22 protein-coding genes are annotated in these 24821 nt (G+C 64.3%); 13 read left to right on the top strand and 9 right to left on the bottom strand.

Going from position 1 to position 24821, the window contains the following annotated elements:
- Positions 1-72: 72 nt before the first annotated feature.
- Entirely contained in the window at positions 73-1197 is a 1125-nt protein-coding gene (locus tag D619_RS0106560; protein WP_017667778.1) for a CaiB/BaiF CoA-transferase family protein, read from the bottom strand.
- Positions 1198-1372: 175 nt separating this feature from the next.
- Between D619_RS0106560 and D619_RS18310 the strand changes: the two genes are divergently transcribed.
- Together D619_RS18310 and D619_RS15875 are read left to right on the top strand one after the other, a co-directional pair.
- On the top strand, positions 1373-2041 hold the full coding sequence (locus D619_RS18310) for a PEPxxWA-CTERM sorting domain-containing protein (RefSeq protein ID WP_017667779.1): 669 nt from the start codon (positions 1373-1375) through the stop codon (positions 2039-2041).
- A gap of 21 nt (positions 2042-2062) precedes the next feature.
- Entirely contained in the window at positions 2063-2383 is a 321-nt protein-coding gene (locus D619_RS15875) for an adenylate/guanylate cyclase domain-containing protein (protein WP_017667780.1), read from the top strand.
- 10 nt (positions 2384-2393) lie between these two features.
- Here the strand turns inward: D619_RS15875 and D619_RS0106575 are convergent, their stop codons facing one another.
- Complete coding sequence (locus D619_RS0106575) at positions 2394-4394, bottom strand: NAD(P)-binding protein (RefSeq protein ID WP_017667781.1); 2001 nt, start codon at positions 4392-4394, stop codon at positions 2394-2396.
- A 33-nt stretch (positions 4395-4427) separates the two neighbouring features.
- Complete coding sequence (locus D619_RS0106580; protein WP_017667782.1) at positions 4428-4970, bottom strand: hypothetical protein; 543 nt, start codon at positions 4968-4970, stop codon at positions 4428-4430.
- Positions 4971-5073: 103 nt separating this feature from the next.
- On the opposite strand from D619_RS0106580, the gene D619_RS0106585 reads away from it, so the two are divergent.
- The 3 genes from D619_RS0106585 to D619_RS0106595 all read left to right on the top strand — a co-directional run bounded on the left by D619_RS0106585 (position 5074) and on the right by D619_RS0106595 (position 7885).
- Positions 5074-6936 carry an NAD(P)-binding protein gene (locus D619_RS0106585; protein WP_051033469.1) on the top strand — a complete coding sequence of 621 codons (1863 nt, stop codon included), beginning with the start codon at positions 5074-5076 and terminating at the stop codon, positions 6934-6936.
- A gap of 113 nt (positions 6937-7049) precedes the next feature.
- Complete coding sequence (locus D619_RS0106590; RefSeq protein WP_017667784.1) at positions 7050-7391, top strand: arsenate reductase family protein; 342 nt, start codon at positions 7050-7052, stop codon at positions 7389-7391.
- Positions 7388-7885 (top strand): GNAT family N-acetyltransferase, encoded by a 498-nt coding sequence (locus D619_RS0106595; RefSeq protein ID WP_020480410.1) that lies wholly within the window; start codon positions 7388-7390, stop codon positions 7883-7885. Before D619_RS0106590 ends, D619_RS0106595 begins: the two co-directional genes overlap by 4 nt.
- Here the strand turns inward: D619_RS0106595 and D619_RS17595 are convergent, their stop codons facing one another.
- The gene (locus D619_RS17595) at positions 7886-9061 is read right to left on the bottom strand and encodes a NosD domain-containing protein (protein WP_193743263.1); all 1176 of its coding nucleotides are present in this window, start codon (positions 9059-9061) and stop codon (positions 7886-7888) included. It lies immediately after the preceding gene.
- Between the two features lie 160 nt (positions 9062-9221).
- Here D619_RS17595 and D619_RS0106600 point away from each other — a divergent pair, with 160 nt between their 5' ends.
- The gene (locus D619_RS0106600) at positions 9222-9824 is read left to right on the top strand and encodes a TIGR02466 family protein (RefSeq protein ID WP_017667786.1); all 603 of its coding nucleotides are present in this window, start codon (positions 9222-9224) and stop codon (positions 9822-9824) included.
- Between the two features lie 43 nt (positions 9825-9867).
- Here the strand turns inward: D619_RS0106600 and D619_RS17195 are convergent, their stop codons facing one another.
- Together D619_RS17195 and D619_RS0106610 are read right to left on the bottom strand one after the other, a co-directional pair.
- On the bottom strand, positions 9868-11220 hold the full coding sequence (locus D619_RS17195) for a hypothetical protein (RefSeq protein WP_017667787.1): 1353 nt from the start codon (positions 11218-11220) through the stop codon (positions 9868-9870).
- 565 nt (positions 11221-11785) lie between these two features.
- A complete protein-coding gene (locus tag D619_RS0106610; RefSeq protein ID WP_017667788.1) occupies positions 11786-14419 on the bottom strand; it encodes a TonB-dependent receptor in 2634 nt (877 codons plus the stop codon).
- A gap of 144 nt (positions 14420-14563) precedes the next feature.
- Here D619_RS0106610 and D619_RS0106615 point away from each other — a divergent pair, with 144 nt between their 5' ends.
- On the top strand, positions 14564-15241 hold the full coding sequence (locus tag D619_RS0106615; RefSeq protein WP_017667789.1) for a GntR family transcriptional regulator: 678 nt from the start codon (positions 14564-14566) through the stop codon (positions 15239-15241).
- On the opposite strand, the gene D619_RS0106620 is transcribed toward D619_RS0106615, so the two are convergent.
- Positions 15217-15852: an isochorismatase family protein gene (locus tag D619_RS0106620; protein ID WP_017667790.1), complete on the bottom strand. Its 636-nt coding sequence runs from the start codon at positions 15850-15852 to the stop codon at positions 15217-15219. The genes D619_RS0106615 and D619_RS0106620 overlap by 25 nt on opposite strands.
- Positions 15853-15909: 57 nt before the next feature.
- Between D619_RS0106620 and D619_RS0106625 the strand changes: the two genes are divergently transcribed.
- Genes D619_RS0106625 through D619_RS0106645 form a run of 5 tightly spaced genes read left to right on the top strand, consistent with a single transcriptional unit; the run spans position 15910 to position 22548 of the window.
- Complete coding sequence (locus tag D619_RS0106625; RefSeq protein ID WP_017667791.1) at positions 15910-16869, top strand: hydroxymethylglutaryl-CoA lyase; 960 nt, start codon at positions 15910-15912, stop codon at positions 16867-16869.
- Positions 16866-18905: a hydantoinase/oxoprolinase family protein gene (locus D619_RS0106630; protein ID WP_017667792.1), complete on the top strand. Its 2040-nt coding sequence runs from the start codon at positions 16866-16868 to the stop codon at positions 18903-18905. The genes D619_RS0106625 and D619_RS0106630 overlap by 4 nt, the downstream gene beginning before the upstream one ends.
- Positions 18905-19420, top strand: a complete 516-nt coding sequence (locus D619_RS15890) for an SRPBCC domain-containing protein (protein ID WP_017667793.1) — start codon at positions 18905-18907, stop codon at positions 19418-19420. Before D619_RS0106630 ends, D619_RS15890 begins: the two co-directional genes overlap by 1 nt.
- A 12-nt stretch (positions 19421-19432) precedes the next feature.
- Positions 19433-21325: a hydantoinase B/oxoprolinase family protein gene (locus tag D619_RS0106640; protein ID WP_017667794.1), complete on the top strand. Its 1893-nt coding sequence runs from the start codon at positions 19433-19435 to the stop codon at positions 21323-21325.
- Between the two features lie 11 nt (positions 21326-21336).
- Positions 21337-22548 (top strand): CoA transferase, encoded by a 1212-nt coding sequence (locus tag D619_RS0106645; protein WP_017667795.1) that lies wholly within the window; start codon positions 21337-21339, stop codon positions 22546-22548.
- On the opposite strand, the gene D619_RS0106650 is transcribed toward D619_RS0106645, so the two are convergent.
- Positions 22541-23128, bottom strand: a complete 588-nt coding sequence (locus tag D619_RS0106650) for a TMEM165/GDT1 family protein (RefSeq protein WP_017667796.1) — start codon at positions 23126-23128, stop codon at positions 22541-22543. The genes D619_RS0106645 and D619_RS0106650 overlap by 8 nt on opposite strands.
- A gap of 77 nt (positions 23129-23205) precedes the next feature.
- Between D619_RS0106650 and D619_RS0106655 the strand changes: the two genes are divergently transcribed.
- The gene (locus tag D619_RS0106655) at positions 23206-24132 is read left to right on the top strand and encodes a retroviral-like aspartic protease family protein (RefSeq protein ID WP_017667797.1); all 927 of its coding nucleotides are present in this window, start codon (positions 23206-23208) and stop codon (positions 24130-24132) included.
- A gap of 36 nt (positions 24133-24168) precedes the next feature.
- Here D619_RS0106655 and D619_RS15895 read toward each other — a convergent pair whose 3' ends face one another.
- Positions 24169-24810, bottom strand: a complete 642-nt coding sequence (locus D619_RS15895) for a hypothetical protein (RefSeq protein ID WP_017667798.1) — start codon at positions 24808-24810, stop codon at positions 24169-24171.
- Positions 24811-24821: the final 11 nt, after the last annotated feature.

The raw sequence follows: 24821 nt of genomic DNA on the forward strand, positions 1-24821 counted from the left end.
CCCCTCTCCCGCCGCGCGTGCCGCGCGAGTCGACCTCTCCCCGGCGGGGAGAGGTGAAGTACAGGTCTCGCCTCACTTCACCACCCCACCCGCCTTCAACGCCTCCACACGGCCGCCGTCATAACCCAGCTCCGCCAAAATCGCGTCGGTATCGGCCGCCTTGGTCATCCGCGGTGCATCGCTCACCGTCGCCGAATAGCGCGGGGCCGGGGCTGGCTGCATCACGCCATCAGCTTCCACAAAGGTGCCGCGCGCGGCGTTGTGCGGATGATGCGGCGCTTCGCTCATGCTCAGTACGGGCGCAAAGCACACGTCGGTCATTTCCATGTCCGCACACCATTCGTCGCGCGTGCGGGTCTTGAACAGCGCGGTCAGCCGCTCTTTCAACGCCGGCCACTGCGCCGAATTCATCTGTGCCGCGAAATCTTCATCGTCCTTCAGCCCGGTCTTTTCCAGCAGCAGCGCATAGAATTGCGGTTCCAGGCTGCCGATGCTGATCCACTTGCCGTCGGCGCATTCATAGGTGTCATACATGTGGGCGCCGGTATCGAGCAGGTTCACCCCGCGCTCGTCCTTCCAGATGCCGTTGGCGCGGAAGCCCCAGATCATCGCCATCAGCGCCGCTGCGCCATCGGTCATGGCGCAATCGATCACCTGTCCCTGGCCGGTGGTCCTGGCGTGCAGCAGCGCCGAAACCATGCCAAACGCCAGCATCATGCCGCCGCCGCCGAAATCACCCACCATGTTGATCGGCGGCGTCGGCTTGTCGCCGGCGCGGCCATAGGCGTGCAGCGCGCCGGCCAGCGCGATATAGTTGATGTCGTGGCCCGCCGCCTGGGCATAAGGCCCGAACTGCCCCCAACCCGTCATCCGGCCATAAACCAGCTTCGGATTGACCGCATGGCACTCCGCCGGACCCAGCCCAAGCCGCTCGGTCACGCCGGGGCGGAAGCCTTCGAACAACGCATCGGCGCTCTTCACCAGATCGAGCACCAGCGCTTTGCCTTCCGCGCTCTTCAGATCAACGCCAATCACCCGCCGACCCCTCAAGAGCGGATCGCGCGCATCGATGCGCGCGCCCGGCCGATCGACCCGGATCACCTCCGCGCCATGATCGGCCAGCATCATGCCGGCAAACGGCCCCGGCCCGATCCCGGCCAGTTCGATGATCCTGATTCCCTGCAGCGGCCCGGCCATATTCGTCACTCCCCTTGGCTGTATGCCCCACCCGTGCCACGGCGGCACAGAAGGTCAAGCTGTCGGGGGTGGCAGGGGCCGCAGCCCGTCAGGCCGTCCGGCAGAGATCGCCGTTTGACGCAACCAAGATTAACGCTTAGCTGCCAATGAGTAAACGTTGCATCAGGGGGACATCATGCGCTTCACTCTTCTTGCCGCCGCCATCGGCATTGCCGCGGCGGCACCGGCCACCGCCACCGTCCACACGCTCACCTATTCCGCCGCGTCCTGCGACGGCGGCTGCGTCAACGATGGTGACCCGATCAGCGAATTGTTCGGCAGCAATACCGACGTCACGGTCCAAAATTTGCGTCTGGCACCCGGATATGTCCCCGCTGGTGGATTGAACTATTTCAATCGGGATTACAGCGGCAGTTCGGTGGCCTATGTCGAGGATTCGTCGGGGGGCACCCGCGGCGCGGTGGCGCTCTTCGTCAATCGCCCTGGCACCATCACCCTGCTGTCGGCCGATTTCGGCGGCTGGCCCAATGCCGCGGTCCCGATTGACTGGGAAGTGTTCGGTCGGTTCAATAATAGCGTCACCTTCGCCACGGGTACGGTCATCACACAAGTCTCGGGCCTGACGACGGTGAATTTCAACATCAGCGCCGGGTTTAACCAACCGATCGTCCTGATCTTTGGCCCGGATGCGTATAATGGCGGCGTTCAGAACGTGCGCTACAGCTTTGTTGGCGAAGGCGAAGGCACCGGCGTGCCCGAACCCGCCAGCTGGGCCATGCTGATCGTCGGATTCGGCCTGATCGGCGCTGCCAAACGCCGTCGGCGCGATCACATTACCGCCTGACATACCGGCAGCGCGGAACAGTTGCCGGCGTCCGCCGTGCGCTGCGCCCGCGAGATCCAGATCGCCCTCGCCCACCGCCGCGACGAACCGGGCGTTGATCCGTTGCAGGTGCGCATCGGTGCAGCTGCGGGAGAACCGGTGGAGCGCAACCAGGATCTGTTCGGATCAACAGTGCAACTGGCCGCCCGGCTATGCGCTCGCGCCGCGCCCGATGAAGTGCTGGTATCGGCGGTGCTGGCCGATTTGTGCATCGGCAAGGGCCTGCGCTTCGACGATCTGGGCGAAGACAATCTGAAAGGCTTCCCCGATCCGGTGCGCATGCGGCGCGTGCGGTTGGATTGAGCCGCCCCGCTCAGCCCGGCCGCTGTGCGGCGCTGATCATGCGCGGCACGAACGGGAAGGTCTGCCGCTCCACGATCTCGCTCACGGCGCGGTGGGCTTCCTCGAAGGCGGCATCGGTGTGCGGGCTGGCGGCGGCATCGGCGTTGGCGATGGCCACCAGGCCGAAGGGCTGGCGGCCGATCACGCACGGGCGGGTCGGGCTCTGGGCATAGACCCATTCCACCGGATCGGTGAGGCTGTTGTAGGTATAGCTGTAACCATGCGGCCAGCGGTTGACGGTGATGGCGGCAATGTCGCGCGCCGGATCAAAGCCGCCGGGGCCGAGCAGACGGGCGAGCTGCTTGCGCGTCTCGCGCTCGAAGGTTTCAAAGCTGGTGGCGAGCAGGCGGGCGCGTCCCACCTTGTGCTGATCGCGGCGTGGCAGGCCGGGTTCGGCGGGAAATTGCGTCAGGTGCAGCGCCACCGGTTCATCGGGGCTCTGGGCGTGCGCCACCCCGCCCAGGCTGGCAGCCTCGGTCAATGCCACCGTGTCGTGAAACATGGTCGGGCAGTAGAAGCTCGACACGCCCAGCCGCTGGAACGCCCGCCAGTTCCGCAGCACGACATTGGTGTAGACCAGCGGCCCCTTGGTGCCATAGCGCAGCGCCTCTTTCTGGGCGGCGGGCAATTCCGGCATGATGTGCGGGATCACCTCGTTCCAGCAGGCGAGCAGCACCGCCTTGGCCCGCACCGCTAGCAGCGTGCCATCCTTCACATAACGCACGGTGGCGCTGCTGGCGGTGGCTGCATCGCCATCGTGGCCGACGTTGAGGACGAGGCTCGAAAGGCGGATCCGCACAGCATTGGCCGGCCTGTCGAGCGCTGGATAATCGATGCGGGCGGTCGCCATGTCTTCCTGCGTGCGCGCGGGCGTCGCCCCAGGCACCAGGTGCGCCACCAGCAGCCGGGCCAGCGTGGCATTGCCGTCGGGGAAGTGGATGGACTCCTTGCCCTCGCGTTGGCGGCCATGGTGGCCACCGTGCAGATCGGCGAACAGGCCATCGGGCACCTCGCCGAGGCCGAGGCCCGAAAAGCCGGGATAATTCTGCACCCAGCCAAACAGCGCCGGCGTCGCATCGGCGCCGACGCAGAAGCTGGCACGGCCCATCGTCATGAAGAACCACATGGCTTCCGGCGCGATGCCAATGGTCTTCGTGTAATAATCCTGCAGCGACGTGCGGGCGAGGAAGGCCTTCTTCGCCGTCACGTCCATGCCGGCGAGATAATCGGGCTGATCGGCGCTGAGCAGCCGCGCCATGTCGGCCTTCGCCTTGGGCGAAAGCGGCGTGCGGGCGAGGAAATCGGCACCGAAGCGCGGCCCGCGCATGCCGCGCTGGGCCGGATCGGCGACCACCAGTTGATCCTTGCCCCAGCCCTCCTTGTCGAAGAAATAGCCGCGCCGCAGGCCCAGCCCGGCATAGAGGCGGCTGTTGGCATCATTGGCGCGCTTGTAGCGTTCCAGATCGATGCCGAGATCATCGAGGATGGATTGCGCCCACTTGTTGTAGCGTTCCGGCGATTCGATGTTGAGCGTGCCGCCATTGATGACGATCAGCTTGCCATCCACCACATATTCGTTGCGCTTGGCGTGGCCGCCGAAATCATCGTGATTGTCGAGGATCAGGATGCGCGCCTGTGGCCCGACCGCCTTCAAGTAGAAATGCGCCGCCGCCAGCCCGGAAAGGCCGCCACCAACGATCACCAGGTCATAGGCCTCGCCTGTATCCTGCGCATCGCCGGGCTTCATGCCGTCGCGCAGGGCGTGCGCCATCTCGAACGAACCGGGGTGGCTGCCGCGCATCCCGGTGCGGGACGGGGGGTAAGTCTCGTCCTGCGGGATCAGGCCCCCGGCTCGCGCTGCGCCCAGTGCCGGCACCCCGGCCCCGAGCGCGCCGACCGCCACCGCGACTCCGTTCACGAAATCGCGACGGCTGATGCGGGCGTTCATGCCCAGTGCGTCATCATCCAGCATCGGCCAGCCCCCGCCGTTTTGCATCCACCGTCGTTATTTCCGCCGCACCCACTTCAGATCATATTCGGTCGTCCAGGTCGTGCCGCCATCCTCGGTGCCCACCGAAAGTTCGCGGATGGTGCCATCGGGATTGGCAAACAATGTCCAGTGCCGCAGCCGCACCTTGCCGTTCGGCAGCGGCCGTTCGGTGACATAGCGCATCTCGCCGGGCTTGATCAGGCTGCCGCGGAAACTGGTGGTCGCCCCGGTATCCGTCGCCCAGTAATAGCCCCAGTTCTTCAAGAGCGGTGAATAGTTGAACAGGCCGACGCCATTGCCGCCGCGCGCCGCGTCGAGCACCGTCCAGCGTTCCTCGATCACGCAATCGTTCAGGATCAGCTTCATGGAGACTTCGGCGGTCTTCTTGTCGCCGGCAAACACATCCCATTCGCCCACGGTGAAATCCTGTTGGCGAAACAGGCTGTCGGCCCGGCAGGTTTCGGTGGGTTTGACTGAAGGCGGCGCTGCCGGGGTCTGGGCGGCAACCGGCACGGCGGCAGCCAGCATGATGGCGATCAACGGGATGGTCTGGCGCATCGGCCCCTCCTTGCACTGCGATGCCGGGATGCTAGCCTGTGTGCAGGGCCTTGTCTCGCTCGTCGGATGACGGAGGGGCAGCGCCGGCAGGGGGAACCAGGTGATGCGCGATTGGTCTGATCGGACGTTGGGGATGAACCGGCCGATTGCACGGCGGGATTTCATCAGCGGCGTGGCGGTTGGTGTCGCGGCGTCTGGCCTGTCGCTGCCGGCATGGGCGGCAGCGACACCCGACTATCCGCCACAGAAAACCGGCCTGCGCGGGCAATATCCCGGCAGTTTCGAAACCGCCCACATGGCCCGCGATGGCCAGTTTGGCGGCGCGATTGCGGCGGATGACAGCGGCGAACATTATGATCTGGTGATCGTGGGCGGCGGCATTTCCGGCCTGTCGGCGGCCCATTTCTACCGGCAGGCACTGGGCGACGACCGCAAGATCCTGATTCTCGACAATCACGATGATTTCGGCGGCCACGCCAAGCGCAACGAGTTCAACCACAACGGGCGCACCATCCTTGCCTATGGCGGCACGATGAGCATTGAATCGCCCTTTCCCTACAGCTTCACGTCGAAAAAGCTGCTGGCCGATTTGGGTGTCGATCTGACGAGTTACGAACGCTTCGAGACCAAGGCCTATGCCGGGCTGGGCAACGCCACCTTCTTCGACCGGCAACATTTCCTGAGCGACAAGCTGGTCACCGGCACCGGCAAGAAGCCGTGGGCGCAGTTCTTCGCCGAAGCGCCGCTGTCGCCGGCGGTGCGGGCTGACCTCACGCGCCTGCACACCGAGGTGAAGGATCATCTCCCCGGCCTTGATCCCGACGCCAAGGCCGCCGCGCTGAAGGCGATGAGCTATCAGGATTATCTGCTCAAACACGCCGGGATGCTGCCGGAAAGCCTGCCCTTCTTCACCGGCCAGGGCTATCGCAACAACAAGCGGGTGGACACGCTGCCGGCGTGGGAAGCGGCGCTTTCCAGGCGCGCGCCGGGCTTTGCCGGCATGGCCCTGCCCGGCCAGATCCATGCCGAGGCGCAGCATTTCCACTGGCCCGATGGCAATGCCTCCGTGGCACGGTTGCTGGTGTCGGCGCTGGTGCCGGGTGTGTTCCCGGGGCGTCTCGATCAGGAAAGCGTGGTGCTGGCCCCGGCCAATTATGCCGCGCTCGACAATGCGAAGAATGCGGTGCGCATCCGGCTGAACAGCATGGTGATCCGCGCCGAACATCTGGGGCCGGTGACGCGCAGCACCGAAAAGGCAGCGCGTGTCGTCTATGTGAAGGATGGCAAGCGCGTGAGCGTGACGGCGGCCAATGTGATCCTCGCCTGTTTCAACAACATCATTCCGTTCATCGTGCCCAGCCTGCCGCAGGCGCAGAAGGCGGCGTTGCTCTATCCGTCGAAGGTGCCGATGCAATATACCAACGTGCTGCTGCGCGACTGGCGGGCGTGGGCAAAGCTGGGCATCAAGGCCATCCACGCCCCCAATGGTTATCACACCACCACCGCGCTCGACACGCCGATGGCGATCGGCGGGTACAAGAGCGCGCAGAGCCCCGATGAGCCCGTGGTGCTGCACATGGTGCGCAATCCCAACAGCCCCGGCCTGCCGAGGAAGGAACAGAACCGCATCGGCCGCGCCGACATGCTGGCCACCGATTATGCCACCATCGAGCGCGAGATCAGGAGCCAGTTGCAGCGCATGCTGGGCCCGGCCGGCTTCGAAGCGGCGCGCGACATTGCCGGCATCACTGTCAACCGCTGGCCGCATGGGTACAGCTACACCTATGACACGCTGGGCGATCCGGATGTGCCCGATGAACAGCGCCCGCACATCCTCGGCCGGCAAAGCTTTGGCCGCATGGCCATCGCCAATGCCGATGCAGCGGCTTCGGCCTTCACCAACACCGCCATCGACATGGGCGCGCGGGCGGTGGACGAGTGCCTGATCAGCCGCGGGCTGATCTAGCAAAATTCACCGGCTCTGCCCGCTGGACTTCGCCCGCCACCCCATGTCAGACTATTGAAAACACGGCAGCCAATCCATGGCGGCCAAGGGGTTGGCAGCGGAAAACACGGCATATGTCCACGATCACCATCTGGCACAATCCCAAGTGCGGTACCTCGCGGGGCGCCTTGGCCCTGCTGCAGGATCAGGGCCATGATGTGCGCGTGATCGAATATCTGAAAAGCCCGCCCGATGCCGCTACGCTGGCCAGCGTGGCCACAGCCGTGGGCGGCGCCAAGGCCCTGCTGCGCACCCGCGGCACCGATGCGGAAGAACGCGGCCTGCCCGATGCCGATGACGCCACCATCCTGGCCGCCATGCTGGCCGATCCCATCCTGATCAACCGCCCGGTGGTGATCGGCCCCGGCGGCACCCTGCTCGCCCGCCCATCGGAACGGGCGCTGGAGGCGGCATGAGCATTCGCCCCGCCCGCATGGAGGACGCGCCGGCTCTGGCGGCCATCTATGCGCCCGCCGTGTTGACCGGCACCGCCAGTTACGAAGTCGAGCCGCCTTCGGCGGCCGAGATGGCGCAGCGACTGATGAAGGTGAAATCCCACGGCTGGCCGTGGCTGGTGCATGTCACGATGGGCACGGTGGACGGCTATGCCTATGTGACCCAGTTCCGGGATCGCCCGGCCTACCGATTCAGCGGCGAAACCAGCGTCTATGTGGCGCCCAACGCCCAGCGCACCGGCATCGGACAGGCGCTGCTGATGGCGGTGAGCAGCGCCGCGCGCACGGCCGGGTTCCGGCAATTGATCGCGGTGATCGGCGATTCCGGCAACAATGCCTCCATCAACCTGCATGCCGCCTGCGGCTTCGAACGCGCCGGCCTGCTGAAACAGATTGGCGAGAAATTTGGCAAGCCGCTCGATATCGTGATGATGCAGCGCAGCCTGATCGGCTGATCAGGCCGCCACCCACTTCGGCCCACTGCTCTGCCGCTGACGCAGGCGCAACTGACGACCCACTGCCAAGAAGCCCAACCACAGCATCAACCAACTGGCCGGTTCCGGAACGGCGGCACTGGACCCACCGCCTTCCCCCAGATCCAACCGGAAACCGAAACTACGATCATCCCATCTGCTGCCTACCAGCCCGGCGATATTCGGCACGAAAGAGGTCCAGGTTGGCGGTGGCAACCAGCCATCGGTACGTCCGCGGAGGTCGTAGGACATGTTGGTGCCAATGGTATTTGTTGGCGATGTACCAACCTTCAGAGTGCCGGCAGCACGAGCAGCGTCAGGCAGATTGGCCAGCACATTGTCAAAGAACGAACTGTGGGTGCAGTTCCCGCAAGATATCGTATGCGTGAACAACACGGCCGCATAGTTCCCGGCAAATGTAAGCTGCGTACCAGGCCCACCGAAGAACGCCTGCATGTTCCCGATCGCACTATTGTTCAGAACAAATATCTCAGATACCAATGGTCGGCCTCCAACACTCCAGAATTGAATACAGTCTGGGTGATTGTTACCTACGCGAACCGACCAATTGCAGGTGTTCGCAGATACAATCGAACGATGACTGTCAACGATCTGGATACCATCACTGGCAGATGCCGTCATATGATTCCGAGCGATAAGCGAATTTGTAGACGACAACAGCATGATCGCCCCAAGATGGCCCGAAAGATTGTTGTCCCGTACCGTAACATAGTCGGATCTCGCTATGCGTATGCCTGCGCCCAGCGAATTTCCATTGCCAACAACTGTCGCACCAGAAACGCTGACATGCGAACTATTATCGATTCGCAGCGTGCCCCAATCTCTCGTATCCCGGTCGGTGCGGCCAAAAACACCTCCGATAACGCTAATGTTCTGCACGTTCTGCAAGAAGGCACCTTCACGCATGACAGCATTGCGCCCATCAACAGTCACGCCACCAAAATCACGATTTCGAAACCGAACTGGTGTTTCGAACGTGCCTACCAGACGCAGCGTATCGCCTGGCCGCAGTGCTGCGATAACCGCGTCTTGATTGCTGGTCGGCAACAGATCGATCACGCGCTGCGCAGCTGCTGGCGCCGCGTTGACCAAGGAAGCCATTCCCAGCAGCATCAGGCGCGTCTTGATTGGCATCATTGTCATTCTCCCGATTGGCGAGCCGGAGGCGGGCTTCGCGTTCAGGAGCGATAACGGCGGTGGATTTGGCATTTTGCGCGCAGCAATCGCGTTGCTGCCAATTTGGATACTATTATCCCGACGCTTGCCGACGCCACATGAAGCCGGCATGGGGTGGCCCATGGCAATTCAATACCTGTTCCCTACTGCGCTGTGGAAAAGCCACCTCAATGATGCGGCCCTGCTGGCGGAACTGGCAGCCAGTTCTCACCAGTTGGCATTGGATGATGCCGCCGGCCGCAGATGGAGCCGGGCCCAGAATTATCGCGGGTATACCAGCTATGCTTCGTTGAATGATCTGCCGGTACGGGACCCTGCATTCGCCAGTCTCGCCCGGTGGCTGCAACGCCAGGCCACCACCTTTGCAGTCGCCGCCCATCTCGATCTGGATGGTCGCAAGCCAAGGCTGGACAGCCTGTGGGTCAACATCCTCAAACCTGGCGGCGGCCACAGCGGGCATATTCACCCGCACAGCATAATTTCTGGCACGCTCTACGTGGAGGTGCCCGCCGGCGCAGGCAACATCCGTTTTGAAGACCCGCGCCTACCGATGCTGATGCACGCCCCGCCCCGCAGCGCCGACGCCCCGGCCGAAAGCCGCAATTTCTTCCACATCGAACCGGCCGCTGGCGATCTTCTGCTCTGGGAAAGCTGGCTGCGCCACGAAGTCATGCCCAGCGCCGCCAAGTCGGAGCGGGTGTCGATCAGCTTCAACTTTGCTTGAGAATATGTAATGCCTCTGACGTGAATACCGCTTTTATCTGCGGTCAGGATGCAATCCACGCAACTGGCCAAACCTGAGGCGCCGAAGCACGCAGCAAGGCGGCGGCTTCGTCGATATGGCTGCCAGATGTGGCAACATCATCAATCAGGATCACTGGCTGCTGGACCCGCTGCTGCAACTTCATCGCCGGTCGGCGGATGTTACGGCGGGGATGCGAGGTGCCGCGAGGGGTTGCAATCGGGGCGAAGGCTTCGACCATGGCGATTCCCAACTGGGCAGCCACCGCAGCTGCCAGGCGGCATGCCAGACAATTAGGACCGGAACTGCCGCACGGGACAGGCACCACCACACAGGAATCAACCATGCCGTAAACCGAGCGGATAGCGCCGGCCATTTCGGCAGCAACTGTTGTGACAAAAGCATCTGTTGGTTCAGTTTTCAGCGCGCGCAATGCGGCGATTTGATGGGGCTTGATTGCAGTCCGCCACTTGCGCAAGCCAATATAGTTTGTCTCATAGTGTCGATAGAGACGTTGAGCACTGATCAATGTTTCCAGCAGGAACTGGCTTACCGGACCCACAGCGTCGGTTCCGGCCGGGGCTGCGACAGGCGGACCATCCCGAACCATGAAAACGCCTTGCTGCTCAGCCGCGGCAATGGCTTTGGCGCCGTCGTGGAACGCCAGAACGGCGAATTTGCCCAGTTCAGGGAACGTAAACGGGAACACGTCGAGCAATTGCCTGTCCCACTCAAGCTGCGCTACGGCCAACCATTGTTTGGGGATATCCGTCGCAAAGCCATCCCGAATTGATTGCCGCAATGCCGGCGTCAACCAGGGTCCAATCAAGGTCTGACCCGTGTGAAGGGTATCGCTGCCCAGTGTGGCGACCTTGCGGGCGAATGATTCTGAAAGTGCAACCAGTCTGAACTGGTCATCGATAATGCCCACGGGGATGTTGATCCGGGACAAGCCGGCCTGCAACACAGCCTTGATCACCCCGCTCGCATCGATTGTAACCGCAGCACGCTCGATTTGGCTGCTCAACCAGATCAGATCGCTGATCATGTCAGCATATCCACGCAGGATGCTCAGTACAGAGCCGCGCATCTCCCGCAGTTTCGTATCAGCACACGAAAGCGCGAGCACGCCATCATCATCCGGGAGTTGTTGCAGGCGAACCGGCACATTGGCGCCATAACGCCAGGATTTGGCGATCGGCACGATACTCAGCGCCGTCCATCCCGTCTGTTTCCGCAGATCGTCAACTTCTACTTCCCGGGCAAACAACGATGGCGCGAGCAATGTGGTTGGCACCCTATCCGTGTAGTGGGTCAGCGGAAATCCGTGAGTTGCGATGAACTCGTAGGTTTGGCCATATCTGATGCCCAGTACCATGAAGGGGATGCCGGTGGCATCTGCCGCACTCCTGACGATTCGATCGAGAATAGGCCGAATTGGTCCTGTTCGAAGGCTGGCTGCAAGTGACGCACTGCTCGTTCCGGCAGCACCCTGTTGAGGACCTTGTGAAAAGAACATTGGTCGAATTTGCCTCGCATCCGCGACCCTAGATTCGGCTCCTCTCCAGCCTCGTCAATATCGATGTAGCGCCCGATAACCGCCGTCAAGCGTTGGTTACAGCAATGCTGGGTTAATTTTACTATAGCGGCGATTTGTCCACACGAACGACATCGCACGGGAGGTGAACGCGCGCAATCAGAATGGCACACATATCTGACTGGCAGAGTCTTGGTGTAAGATTCGCGCTCGCTGGGTAAGCAGCGCCCTGTCAGGGCTTAGTTCGGAGACCATCGAGAAGCCGGCTGCTCGCGCCAAAAAATGACCGTCCACAGGAATCAAACGGCCCGTCGCTCCTGGGTGGGGGTGGAGCGACGGGCCGGGCGGGCCCTCCCCGCCAAGTGGGCCGACCCCGGGGGGAGGCGGCCCATGACTCGCGTTGATATCAGAACTTGAAGCTGACTTCACCGCCAATAATGCGACGTTGACCGGGCGAAATGAACGATCCACCGAACTCGATCGCCGGAATCACCTCGTTCAGCCACAATTTGTCGAGCAGATTATTGGCAAACACGGAAACCTGCCAGTTCTTGCCTTCGATGCCGGCACGCAGATTGACGACGCCGAACGCATCACGGCGTGTCACGTCATAGCGCGCGTTGCCCACCACCGCCGGCAGCGCCAGCGCCGAAATCGGCAGCAGGCCGCTGAACAGGGTCGGCTTTTCCTGATCCTGCACACTGTGGAACCAGGTCGGCCCGGTCAGGCGGTAATCGGCACGGAAATTGGCCTTCAGGCCATCGCTCACCGGGACGCTCACCTGCGTGCCAACGTTCAGCGTGTAATCGGCAGTATAAGGGCTCTTGTTGCCCAGCGTATCGGGCCGGCTGCGATTCGCCTTGATTTCGCTGTCGGTGATGTTGCCGCTGGCAAACACCGTCCAGCCATCGACGATCTTGGCATTCAGGTTCAATTCGGCGCCCCACAGATCGACCTTGTCGATGTTCGACACCACGCGCAACAAGCCGAAGCCGCCGACGAAGAATTCGAAGAACTGCATGTCGCGAACCTGGGTGTAATAACCCGCCAGATCATAGCTGATGCGGCCATCGAACAGATTGCCCTTGATGCCGGCTTCAAACGCCGAAGAGCGTTCCAGGCGATATTGATCGTTGATCGTCACCCCGGCGTTGATGGTGCCCGGCGTCACGCCATCGTTGAAATTGTTGTTCACGATCGCGGCCGAACCCTGGTTGTTGAAGCCACCGGCCTTGAAACCCACACCCCAGTTGGCGAACAGATTGGTATCGTCGTTCACCTTGTAGGACAGGGTGATCTTGGGCTGCAGCTGCTTGAAGGTGTTGGCCGACGGCGGGATAGGTCCGCCCACCTGGCCGGGGTTGATCTGCCCGCCGGTGATCGGATCGAGCACGAAGGGCACCAGATTCTCGGCGCGGCGGCGCTCGATGTCATACCGCAGGGCGAGACCCACGGTGAACTGCTCCACCGGCTTCCAGTCCAGCGAGCCGAAGGCGGCATAGACATCGGTGCGGAAGCGATCGTTGAACAACTGACTGGTCGGGTTCGACGAACCGGGCGCGTTGTACAGCGTGGGCGACACGCCGCGGCCGAGATCGGCGCCCAGGCTGATGCCGGTTTCGCGATCAATGTTGAGATAATAGAGGCCCACCGACCAGTTGATCGGGCCATCCAGCGTGGAGGCATAACGGATTTCCGCCGAGATGTCCTTCTGGCTGCGCGTCTGCAACTGGGTGCCGTCGCAGGTCGTCGGGCTATAGGCACCGAAGGTGGAGCCGTTGGCTGGCGCGAAGATGAACGGTGCCGGGATCTGGCCGATGAACGTGGGCGCCGCCAGCGGATAGCCGGTGAGGGCCGCCGTGGTGGAGAAGCACTGGTTCGACGCAGCCACACTGGTCGGCGTCGCGCCGGGGAAGGTGTAGCGGGCGAAATCGGCCGAGGTGCCATCGGCGGTCAGCGCCTGATCGACATCGGAATAGAGCGCCCAGGCCGAAAGCTTGCCGGGGCCGAAATCATGTTCGACGCGGGCCGAAAGCTCGAAGGTTTCCTGCTCGTTGGTGGGGCGGATATTGCCATAATAGCGGAACTGACGCTGGTTGACGTTCTCGTAGAAGGCCGGGTTGACGCCCGCGAAATTGGGCAGGTGGAAGCTGGCGTTGAAGTTGATCGAGGCGCCCGACAATTTGGCGTAACGGCTCTTCACGTCCAGCGTGGTGGCATCGCCGAGCTTGGCGACGACGCGGCCATCGATGCCATAATTTTCCTGATCATCGACCACCTTGGCATTGCCCAGGAACTCGTTGCGCCAGAAACCATCGGTGGTCTGGTAATTGGCCGACAGCACGAAGCCGACGCCATCCGTGACAGGCCCGGCGACATAGCCAAAGGCCTGGCCGGTGGCGAGCTCGCCGTAATTGGCGCGGAAGGCGCCTTCCAGCACATCACCCGGCTTCACCGTGGTCATCACGATGGCGCCGGCCGCAGCGTTGCGGCCATAGATGGCGCCCTGCGGCCCCTTCAGCACTTCCACCTGGCGCAGCGTGCCCTGCACCTGGTTCAGCTGCGCCGTGTTGGTTTTCAGGATGCCATCGACCACCAGCGCGACACTCGATTCGGCGTCGCGGGCGCCATTGAGGCCGCGGATGTTGATCTGGGTGTCGCCGGCTTCGGCCGAGCCCGAGACGATGGTCACACCTGGGGTGAGCTGCAATATTTCCTGGCTGCGGAAGGTGCCGGTGGCGGCCAGCGTTTCGGCGGTGACCACCGACACGGTGGCCGGCACATCAATCAGGCGTTCGCTGTTGCGGCGCGCCGTCACGAGGATTTCGCCGGCCTCGTCGTCAGCCGCGGCGGCCTGCTGGGCCATGGCCGGGGCGGTGGCCAGCATCAGGCCGGAAACGCCGATCAGCAGCTGCGCGAGGCGCGACGGCAGCCGATCGCCAGCGGGCGGCACCGCGCCGTCAGCCACCGGACCCGCACCGGCACGCACCGGCAGCGCCCGGATGCAATTGGCCTGCGTCTGGCTGCAAATCTGCGTCATGTTTCCCCGCTCCCGCCCGCTATGGCATCAGTTTCGTGACAAATGCGTTGCTGCTAATGTATACAAAATCGTCCATATGCAAGCGGGCTTTCGTCCGTTTCGCCGCAATCACCGAGGGCGCGACCATTTTGCCACAGGGGGATCATGCCGGGTAACGCCACCAGTGCCAGCCATGCCGCGGCCAGCGCTGCCGATCGCGCCTATGCCGAGATCCGCGGCCTGATTCTGGCCGGCGACGCCAGCCCTGGCACGCCGCTCAGGGAAGAGGCGCTGGCTGATATCGTTGGCGTGTCGCGCACGCCGATACGCGATGCCTTGCGCAGGCTGGAAGCCGAACTCTACGCCGTGCGCACGCCAGGAGGCCGCCTGGTGGTGGCGGATTGGAATATAGACGATGTCGTTGAAATATTTGCCTTGCGCGCCATGCTGGAAGGCCATGCCGCCGCCCGCGCCGCACGCCGCATAACAGCGTCGCAACTGGCCGAGCTGAGGAGTTGCAACGCGGCGATCGAGGCCGCGGTGGCCAATCCGGAGCCAGACATCGCCGGCTTCCTGGCGGGAAATCGCCGCTTTCATGACCTGGTGCTCGCCGCATCGGCATCGGTGCGCCTTGCCACGATGCTGACGGGACTGGTGGAACAGCCGATCGTGCGCCGTACGGCCACCCGCTATGATCGATCCGATCTGGCAAGATCAGCGCACGAGCATGGCCAATTGATTCAAGCCTTTGCCGCCCGCGATGAAGATTGGGCCCGCGCCGTGATGACCGCCCACATCCGCCGCGCCCTGCATGCCTTTCAGGACGCAAGCCCTTCGAAATAAGACATTATTTCGTCCACCCCGCGCAGCTCCGCCGATTTGGCCGCAAGGTCGAACAGATTGGCTTCATGCACGGCGGCCAAACGATCCCCAACGCCTTCGCGCACGATCACCGGAATGAAGCCGTGGCAGATGGCGTCCACAGCCGAAGCCCGCACGCAACCCGACGTGGACAGGCCGCAGATCACCAGCGTGTCGATGCCTGCGCTGTTCAGTCGCACCGCCAGATCCGTGCCAAAAAACGCCGACGGGAATTTCTTGGTGATCACCGTTTCGCCCGAAGCCGGCTCCAGCGGCGGCTCGAAATCCCCCATCGGGCTGCCAGCATCAAACAGCTTCAGCGCCGCGATCTTGCGGTAGAACATGCCGCCATCGGCGCCGCCGGGCTGATATTCCACCCTTGTGTGGAACACCGGCACGCCATGGGCGCGGGCTGCGACCAGCACCTGCGCGGCGGCATCGCGCGCCGATTCAACGCCGGCATAGAGCGGCGACCCCGCCGCGAAATAGGCACGGGCAAAATCGATCATCAACAGGGCCGGCCGCGGCCCCGGCTGCAGGCCCTGGCCGAACCCGGCGGCTGCATAGTCGCTATCCGCGCTGTGGTGATTCACGATTGTCCTCCGCGCGGCCGTCTATACAGACAGCAGGCATATTTGTATACAAAACCCATGATCCCTTTCCGCCCTTCCTGCACCGATCCGGTGTCCATCGTCGAGGTTTCGCCCCGCGACGGCCTCCAGAACGAGTCCGTGCTGGTCTCCAGTGACCACAAGCTGGCATTGATTGACCATCTGGTGACAATGGGTGCCAAACGTGTCGAAGTGGTGTCCTTCGTCAATCCGCGCCGCGTGCCCCAGATGGGCGACGCCGAACAAGTGGCACTTGGCCTGCCAGAAGCGCCCGGTGTGCGCTTCATCGGCCTGTGCCTGAACGAACGCGGTGTCACCCGTGCCATCGCCACGCAGGACAATCCACGCCCGCTGGATGAAGCCGGCTGCGTGCTCGTCGCCAGCGACACGTTCGGCGTCGTCAACCAGGGCCAGACCATCGCCGACGGCGTCACCGCCAACAGCACCATGCTGAAGATGGCCCGGGATGCCGGCCTGTTCGCGCAGGTGACGATCAGCGCCGCCTTTGGCTGCCCTTATGAAGGCCCGGTGCCGGCCGACCGTGTGGTCGATCTGGCCAAGCGCATGGCGGATGCCGGTGCACAGGAGATTGCACTGGCTGATACCATCGGCGTTGGCGTTCCGGCCCAGGTTGGCGATCTCACCGCCCGCGTGATCGAAGCCATCGCGCCCATCCCGATCCGCCTGCACCTGCACGATACCCGCGGTCTGGCCCCGGCCAACGCCTGGGCCGCATACCAGGCTGGCTGCCGCACCTTCGATTCGGCGCTTGGCGGCCTCGGTGGTTGCCCGTTCGCGCCGGGCGCGGCCGGCAATGTCGGCACGGAGGAGCTTCTCTATCTTTTTGGCCGGTCGGGCATTGCCACCGGCTATGATCTTGAAACGACCTTGGACGCCAATCGCTGGTTTGCCACCATCATGGGCCGGGCCCTGCCCAGCCGGGCCGGCAAGGCCGGGGACTTCGTGGCGCGGCCCATTCCCACCGGAGCAAACACGTGAGCTATCGCCTTGGAGTTGATGTCGGTGGGACCTTCACCGATCTGATCGTCATTGACGAAGCCACGGGCCGCGCCGTGCGCGACAAGGTGCCATCAACCCCGCATGATCCGTCCGAAGCGGTGATCGCCGGCGCCCGCCAGCTGTGCGAGAAGGCCGGGATTTCGGCGGCTGACCTTTCACTGTTCCTGCACGGCACCACGGTCGCCACCAATGCCGTGCTGGAGCACAAGATCGCCCGCGTCGGCCTGATCGTCACCGAAGGCTATCGCCACATCTTGCAGATCGCCCGCAGCCTCGTGCCGGGCGGCCTCGCTGCCTGGATCGTCTGGCCCAAGCCCACCCCGATGGCACCGCTGGAAGCCACGATCGAAGCCCCGGAACGCATCGGCGCCGATGGTGCGATCGTGCGCCCGCTCGATGAAGCCGCGCTGCGCAAGAACCTCAAGCAGCTGGCTGACGAGAAGGTGGAGGCCATCACCATCTGCCTGATCAACAGCTACATGAACGACGCGCACGAACGACGCGTCGCCGCAATCTGTGCCGAGGAACTGCCCGGCATCCCGGTCTCGCTGTCGGCCGACATCCTGCCCGAAATGCAGGAGTATGAGCGGGCGCTGACCACTGTGGCCAACAGCGCCGTGCGACCGACCGTGTCGCGCTATGTCGGCAATCTGGAAGCCGCGCTCAACGATTGGGGCACGCCGGCCAAACTCTCCCTGCTGCGTTCCGATGGCGGGCTGATGTCGGCCGAAAAGAGCCGCACCGCGCCGGTGAACCTGCTGATGTCCGGCCCGGCCGGCGGCGTGGCGGGCGCCGTGTGGATCGCCAAGAATGCCGGGCTGCCCAACGTGCTGACGCTCGACATGGGCGGCACCTCCACCGATGTCGCCCTGATCGAGGATTATCAGGCCCGCCTGCGCCGCGAAACCAGCGTGGGGCACCTCACGGTGCGCGCCTCCTCGCTCGACGTTAAGACAGTGGGCGCCGGCGGCGGCTCGATCGCTTCGGTGCCCGAACTTACCAAGGCGCTGCGCGTCGGCCCGCAATCCGCCGGTGCCGTGCCCGGCCCGGCCGCTTATGGCCGCGGCGGCGAACTGCCGACGGTGACCGATGCCAATGTGGTGCTCGGCTATCTGCCCGAAAACCTGCTCGGCGGCGCGTTCAAGCTCGACCGCGAAGCCTCCAGGCGCGCCGTGCAGACCGTGGCCGATGCGCTGGGCCTTTCGTTGCTGGAAGCCGCCGCCGGCATCATCGCCATCGTCAACGAAACCATGTTTGGCGCGCTGCGGCTGGTTTCGGTGCAGCAGGGTTATGACCCGCGCGATTTCGCGCTGATGGCCTTTGGGGGCGCTGGCCCGCTGCATGGCAATGCCATGGGCATGCTGATGGGATCGTGGCCGGTGGTCATTCCGCCCTCGCCCGGCGTTCTGTGCGCCTATGGCGATGCCACCACCCGCCTGCGCATTGATGCCCAGCGCAGCTTCAACAAATTGGTGACGCAGACCAATGATGCCGAGGTTGGCGCGGTGATCGAGGAGCTGATTGCCCAGACCAGCGCCGAACTGGCCGCCGAGGGCGTTACCGCCAGCGATATCGAGATCCGCGTCGAGATCGACGTGCGCTATGCCGGCCAGGCCTTCGAGGTACCGCTCTTCTCACCGCCCGGCTCCACCATCGCCAGCCTCGCCGCACGCTTCGATGCCGAGCACAAGCGGCTGTTCACCTTCAACCTCCGTGTGCCGCAGGAACTGGTCAACATCCGCGTCGTCGCGCTGGGCAAGGCCGCCAATGTGTCGGCCGAACGCATCGCCAGGGGTGATGGCAACCCCGCCTCCGCCCGCGTGCGCGATCATGAAGTGTGGATGGACGGCCAGGCCCGCGCCGCCGGCATCTACGACCGCGCGAAGCTGCGCGCCGGCGATATCGTGGCGGGCCCGGCGGTGATCACCGAAATGGACTCCACCACCCTCGTCCACAATGGCCACATCGCCACCGTCGATGATTTCGGCAATCTGCTGATCACGCCGGAGGGGTGATGCGCGCCATCGCCCTTGCCTTGCTGCTCGCCGCCGCACCGGCCGGCGCCGCTGTCACCAGCAGCGCGCCCGATGGCTTCGTCTCGCGCAGCGAAGCGGTGGTGCCGCAGCCGCCGGCCGCGATGTGGGCGGCGCTGGTCAACTGGGGCGCCTGGTGGGACCCGGCGCACAGCTACAGCGGCAAGCCGGGTGTGCTGACGCTGGAAATCAAGCCCGGCGGGCTGCTCCATGAACAATGGCCGGGCGGCAATGTCTGGCATGCCCAGGTCGTCAATGCGCTGCCGCCGGCATTGCTGCGCCTGCAGGGCGGCTTTGGCCCGCTGCAGGCGCTGCCGGTCAACGCTGTTCTGGATTTCACCCTGAAACCCGAAGGCAGCGGCACCCGCCTGACCATGACCTACCGCGTTGCCGGCTCGTCAGCATCGAAGCTCGACACGCTGGCTGCCCCGGTCGACGCCGTGATGAGCGCCGGCTTCGCCCGGCTCGTGAATTTTGCCACCACTGGCAAGCCCTGAAGGACCCTCCATATGCCCGCCCGCATCATCGAGACCAATCCGCGCCCGTTCGAGTCCAGGGCCATCGATCCGGTCACGCTCGACATCATCGAGAATGCGCTGCGCAACGCCCGCATCGAGATGGACGCCACGCTGGTGCGCACCGCCATGTCGCCCGGCATCCGCGAGCAGGGCGACGCCTTCCCGATGATCGCCAACCCGGCGGGCAAGATGATCGTCGGCCAGTTCGGCAGCTTCATCGATGGCTTCCTGAAGGGCTGGGACGGCAGCATCGAGGAAGGCGACATGATCTTCCTGTCTGACCCCTACAGCTGCGAGGGCGCCATCAGCCATAGCAACGACTGGCTGGTGCTGCTGCCGGTCTATCGCTCCGGGCGCCTGGTGGCCTGGACCGCCATGTTTGGCCACCAGAGCGATATCGGCGGCAAGGTCGCCGGCTCGATGCCGATCGATGCCCGCGCCATCTTCGAGGAAGGCGTGCGCATCCCGCCGGTGAAGATCTGGCGCAAGGGCGAGTATAACGAAGATCTGATCAAGCTGGTGATGCACCAGACCCGCAAGCCGGACTGGTGCGCGGCCGATCTGAATGCGCTGATCGCCTCGTGCCGGGTGGCGGCGCGGCGCATCGACGAGATGTGCGGCCGCTTTGGCGAGGACGAAGTGGTGGCCGCCATGGACGCGCTGCTGGCCCGCAACCACCGTGCCATGAAGGCGCTGATCGCCTCGTCGGTGTCGACCGACCAGGTGAGCTTTGAGGATTTCGTCTGCGACGACGGCGTGGGCTATGGCCCCTACAAGATCAAGTGCACGATGCAGCGCGTTGGCGACAAGGTGGTGCTGGATTTCGACGGCACCGATCCGCAGAGCGACGCCGCCATCAATTTCTATCTCAACGAGAACATGTTCAAGATGTTCTTCGGCATCTACATGATCATGGTCTTCGATCCGCAGATCATGTTCAACGATGGCTTCTACGATCTGATCGAGGTGAAGATCCCGGAAGGCTCGCTGTTGAAGCCGCGCTATCCCGCCGCCTTGTCGGGCCGCACCCATGCGCTGGGCCGCATCTTCGATCTGCTCGGCGCACTGCTCGGCCAGCGTACGCCGGAATTCCTCTGCGCCGCCGGTTTCTCGTCCAGCCCGCACCTGATGTACTCCGGCCGCGATCAACGCCCCGGCAAGAACGGTGAATGGTTCCAGCTGTTCCAGATCGGCTTTGGCGGCATCCCCGGCAAGCCGTTCGGCGACGGGCCCGATGGCCACTCGCTGTGGCCGGGTTTCACCAACGTCCCCAACGAGTTTCTGGAACGCTATTTCCCGCTGCGCATCGAACGCTATGAGGCGCTGGCCGATACTGGCGGCGCCGGCAAGTTCCGCGGCGGCAATGGTATCCTGATGACCTATCGCTTCCTGTCGGCCGGCACGGTTTCGATCCACGATGATCGCTGGTTCACCTATCCGTGGGGCGTGAACGGCGGCGCGCCCGGCAGCCGCGCCCGCAAGATCCTCGAAAAGGCCGATGGCACCCAGACCATTGTTGCCAACAAGCTCGACAGCCTCGATGTCGAAGCCGGTGATCAGCTGCACTTCATCACCTGGGGTGGCGGCGGCTGGGGCAACCCGCTGGAGCGTGATCCGGCGCTGGTGGGCCTGGAAATCCGCCAGGGGCTGGTGAGTGCGGCCGGTGCCCGCGCCTATGGTGTCGTCGCGGATGGCCATGGCGTGGTGGACGCGGCTGCAACGGCTGCCCTGCGCGCCGAACTGGCGGCGGCCCAGCCGGCACAAGCGGTGATCTTCAATCGCGGTGGCACCGTCGAGGAATTGCGCGCGGCCTGCGAAGCCGAAACCGGCCTGCCGGCGCCCAAGCCGCCCGTGTGGCACCACATGGCCATCGCGGCCGAATAAGGACGCCAGCGATGAATATCGAAGCCACCGGGCCGCTTGCCGGCATCAAAGTCGTGGAAATGGGCCAGCTGATTGCCGGGCCATTTTGCGGACAATTGCTGGGCGACATGGGCGCCGACGTGATCAAGCTGGAGCCGCCCGGCGAAGTCGGAAAGGGTGGGGGTGACCCAATGCGCGTCTGGGGCCGCGGCGATTTCCCGCTGTGGTGGGAAGTTGTCGCCCGCAACAAGCGCGCCGTATCCTGCAACCTGCGCCTTCCCGAAGGCCAGGCGCTGGCCCGCAGCCTGATTGCCAAGGCCGATATCCTGATCGAGAATTTCCGCCCCGGCACGCTGGAAAAGTGGGGCCTCTCACCTGAAACGCTGCTGGCCGCAAACCCTGGCCTGATCATCGTGCGTGTATCGGGCTATGGCCAGTCTGGCCCCTATTCGGAACGCGCCGGCTTTGGCGGCATCGGCGAAGCCATGGGCGGCTGGCGGGCGATTGTCGGCGATCCTGACCGCCCGGCGAGCCGCATGGGCGTCTCGATCGGCGACACGCTGGCAGCAACCTATGGCGCGATGGGCGCGCTGGCGGCGCTCAATCACCGCCACGCCACGGGCAAGGGCCAGGTGGTCGATTCCGCCCTGTATGAAGCCGTGCTGCAGGTGATGGAATCGCTGGTGCCGGAATATGTTGCATCTGGCTATGTGCGCGAACGCTCAGGCTCCGTGCTGCCCGGCATTGCACCGTCCAACGTCTATCCCTGCAAGGACGGTGAGTATCTGATCGGCGCCAATCAGGACACGGTGTTCGGCCGCCTGTGCGAAGCCATGGGCCGCCCGGAACTGGCAAGGGACCCGCGCTATGTGAACCATGTCGCGCGCGGCAAGCATCAGGAAGAGCTGGACAATCTGATCGGCGAATGGACCAGGACACTGACCATCGACGAACTGGAAGCCAAGATGGTGGCCGCCGGCGTGCCCGCCGGCAGATTGTACCGCCCGGCCGACATGCTGGCCGATCCGCATTTCCAGGCGCGCGAGGCCATCATCGGCGTGCCGCACCCGCGCTGGGGCGAAGTGAAGATGCAGAATGTCTTCCCCAAGCTGTCGGCCACGCCCGGCAATGTTCGCCGCCGCGCGCCCGAAACCATCGGGCAGGACAATGACGCGGTTTACGGCGAAATGCTGGGGCTGGACGCCGCCGCGCTGGCCGACCTGAAGGCGCGCAATATCATCTGAACAGCTGCGGCCATACGGCCACAAGTGCTGCCACCCCCACAGCGGCCAGCAGCACCGCCGCGCCGATGCGCACCGCCTTCAAAGGCACGCGCGCCAGCAATTTGTCGCCCAGCAGCACGGCCGGCACATTGGCCATCAACATGCCCAGCGTGGTGCCGATGGTGACGGCCAGCACATCATGATAGCGCGCGCCTAGTCCGATGGTGGCGATCTGCGTCTTGTCGCCGATTTCCGCCATGAAAAAGGCCACGCTGGTTGCCGCGAACGCCTGCGCGCTGCTGGCCACGGAGGGCAACTCGTCCATCTTGTCAGGCACGAGGGTCCACGCCGCCATGGCGATGAAGCCCAGCGCCACCGCCAGTTGAAACCACGGTCCGTCAAGCCAACCCGCGAGCGCTGCACCGGCCCAGGCGGCCAGCGCATGATTGGCCAGGGTTGCCACCAATATGCCGGCAATCACGGCGCCCGGCTGGCGAAACCGCGCGCTGAGCAGCAGCGCCAGCAGCATGGTCTTGTCGCCAATCTCGGCAAGCGCAACGACGCCGGTGGCGGTGGCGATGATGGCAAGACTGCTGGTCACCGCGCCGGCATAGGCTCCCAGCGGGGCGATGCAAGCTGCCTCTTGCGCCCGCCGTCCATCAGGCAGACAATGAAGCCATGCCCCTGTTTCCCCTTTTGCTGGCGGCTGCTGCTGCCAGCGTGACACCGCCAGCCATTGCCGTGCCCGGCCAGCCCCTGATCGCCCCGGCCACCATCGACAATGGTCTCGAGATTATTGGCGATCCGCTCGAAGCCGAGCAGCTGAAAAAGCGCATGTTTGTCGATGTGAAGGTGAACGGCGTCGGCCCGCACCGTTTCCTCGTCGATTCCGGCGCGGATCGCTCGGTGGTGAGCGATGGCCTGGCGACCCGGCTCAATCTGCCCGCCGGCGAATCGGTGCGGCTGCAGGGCATGGCGGGCTCCGTCAGCGTCGGCACGGTCGAGGTGGCCATGCTGACCATCGGCAAATCCGAGATCGGGCCGATCACGGCGCCGGCGCTATCGGCCAAGCATCTGGGTGCCGATGGCCTGATCGGCATCGACGCGCTGGCCGATCAGCGCCTGCTGCTGGATTTCGACAAGCGCACCATCACCGTGCAGGATTCGCGCAGCCCGTTTCTGGCCAGTGGTCAGGAAATCGTGGTCACCGCCCGCCGTCGCAAGGGCCAGCTGATCATCACCCAGGCATCGATCAACGATCGCGGCGTATCGGCCGTGATCGATACCGGCAGCGAAATCACCTTGGGCAACCGCGCCTTGCGCGAGCGCCTGTTTGGCAAGGGCCGGCCGGCCAAGATGATCGATATCGAGCTGATGTCGGTGACGGGCCAGGTGCTGAAGGCCGAAGCCATGGTTCTGAACAATGTGCGGGTCGGTGGCCTGATCCTCAACAATGTCGTGGTGGCCTTTGCCGATGCGCCGCCGTTCGCACTGTTCGGCCTGAGCAAGCAGCCGGCGATCTTCCTGGGATCCGATCTGCTGGCCAGTTTCCGCCGCGTTGCGCTGGATTTCGGCAACCGCAGGGTGCGCTTCACCATGAGGTGAAGATTGGGCGGTGAAGCGCTGCCCTGCCCGTCCGCCTCAATCCTGAAGCGTGTTGACCGCCAGCCGCTGGAACTGGCTCTGGCAACCGGCGTCAACCAGGGCCATGCCAAGGGCTTCGACATTGGTTGGTGCGGCCACCTGCTTGATGGTGAGTGTCACCGGCGCCTTGCCGCCCATGATCTTCAGTGCCCCTGCCTTGCCGGCCACTTCGGCGGGCAGATTGGCCAGCGCCTGGCCCGGGCCAAAGGTGAGCGAAGCCGTGGCGCCATCTTCGCGCGTGATGTTGTAGGTCTGTGCGGCCGTCGTATCGGCCCGCCACAGGGCAATGTTTGCCGGATCGATGGCGCACACCGTGTCGGACTGGCGGGTATCCAGCGCCCACACGCCGGGCGGCGTCGGCGGGCCCTGATCCTGACCAGCCGATCGCACGGCCCCGATGCGGGCACGGCGGGCGGGCTTCTGCACCAGCAGATCGGAGAAGGCGACTTGCGCTGCTTCGGCGCTGGCCGCCGTCAGGCTGAAGGTGCCGGGGCCGGAGAAGCTGCGCGTGCCCTTGGCATCCAGCACCACGATCGAATCGCCAGCCTTCAGCGTGACCGGCGCATCGGCAAGACGCTGGCCGGGCTTGAACTGGGCAGCAGAGGGGCCAGCGGCGCGCACCACCAGCGGGCCAGCCATGGCTGTGGTGG

Origin of the sequence: Sandarakinorhabdus sp. AAP62 (assembly GCF_000331225.1) — a bacterium.
Classification (GTDB): Bacteria; Pseudomonadota; Alphaproteobacteria; order Sphingomonadales; family Sphingomonadaceae; genus Sandarakinorhabdus.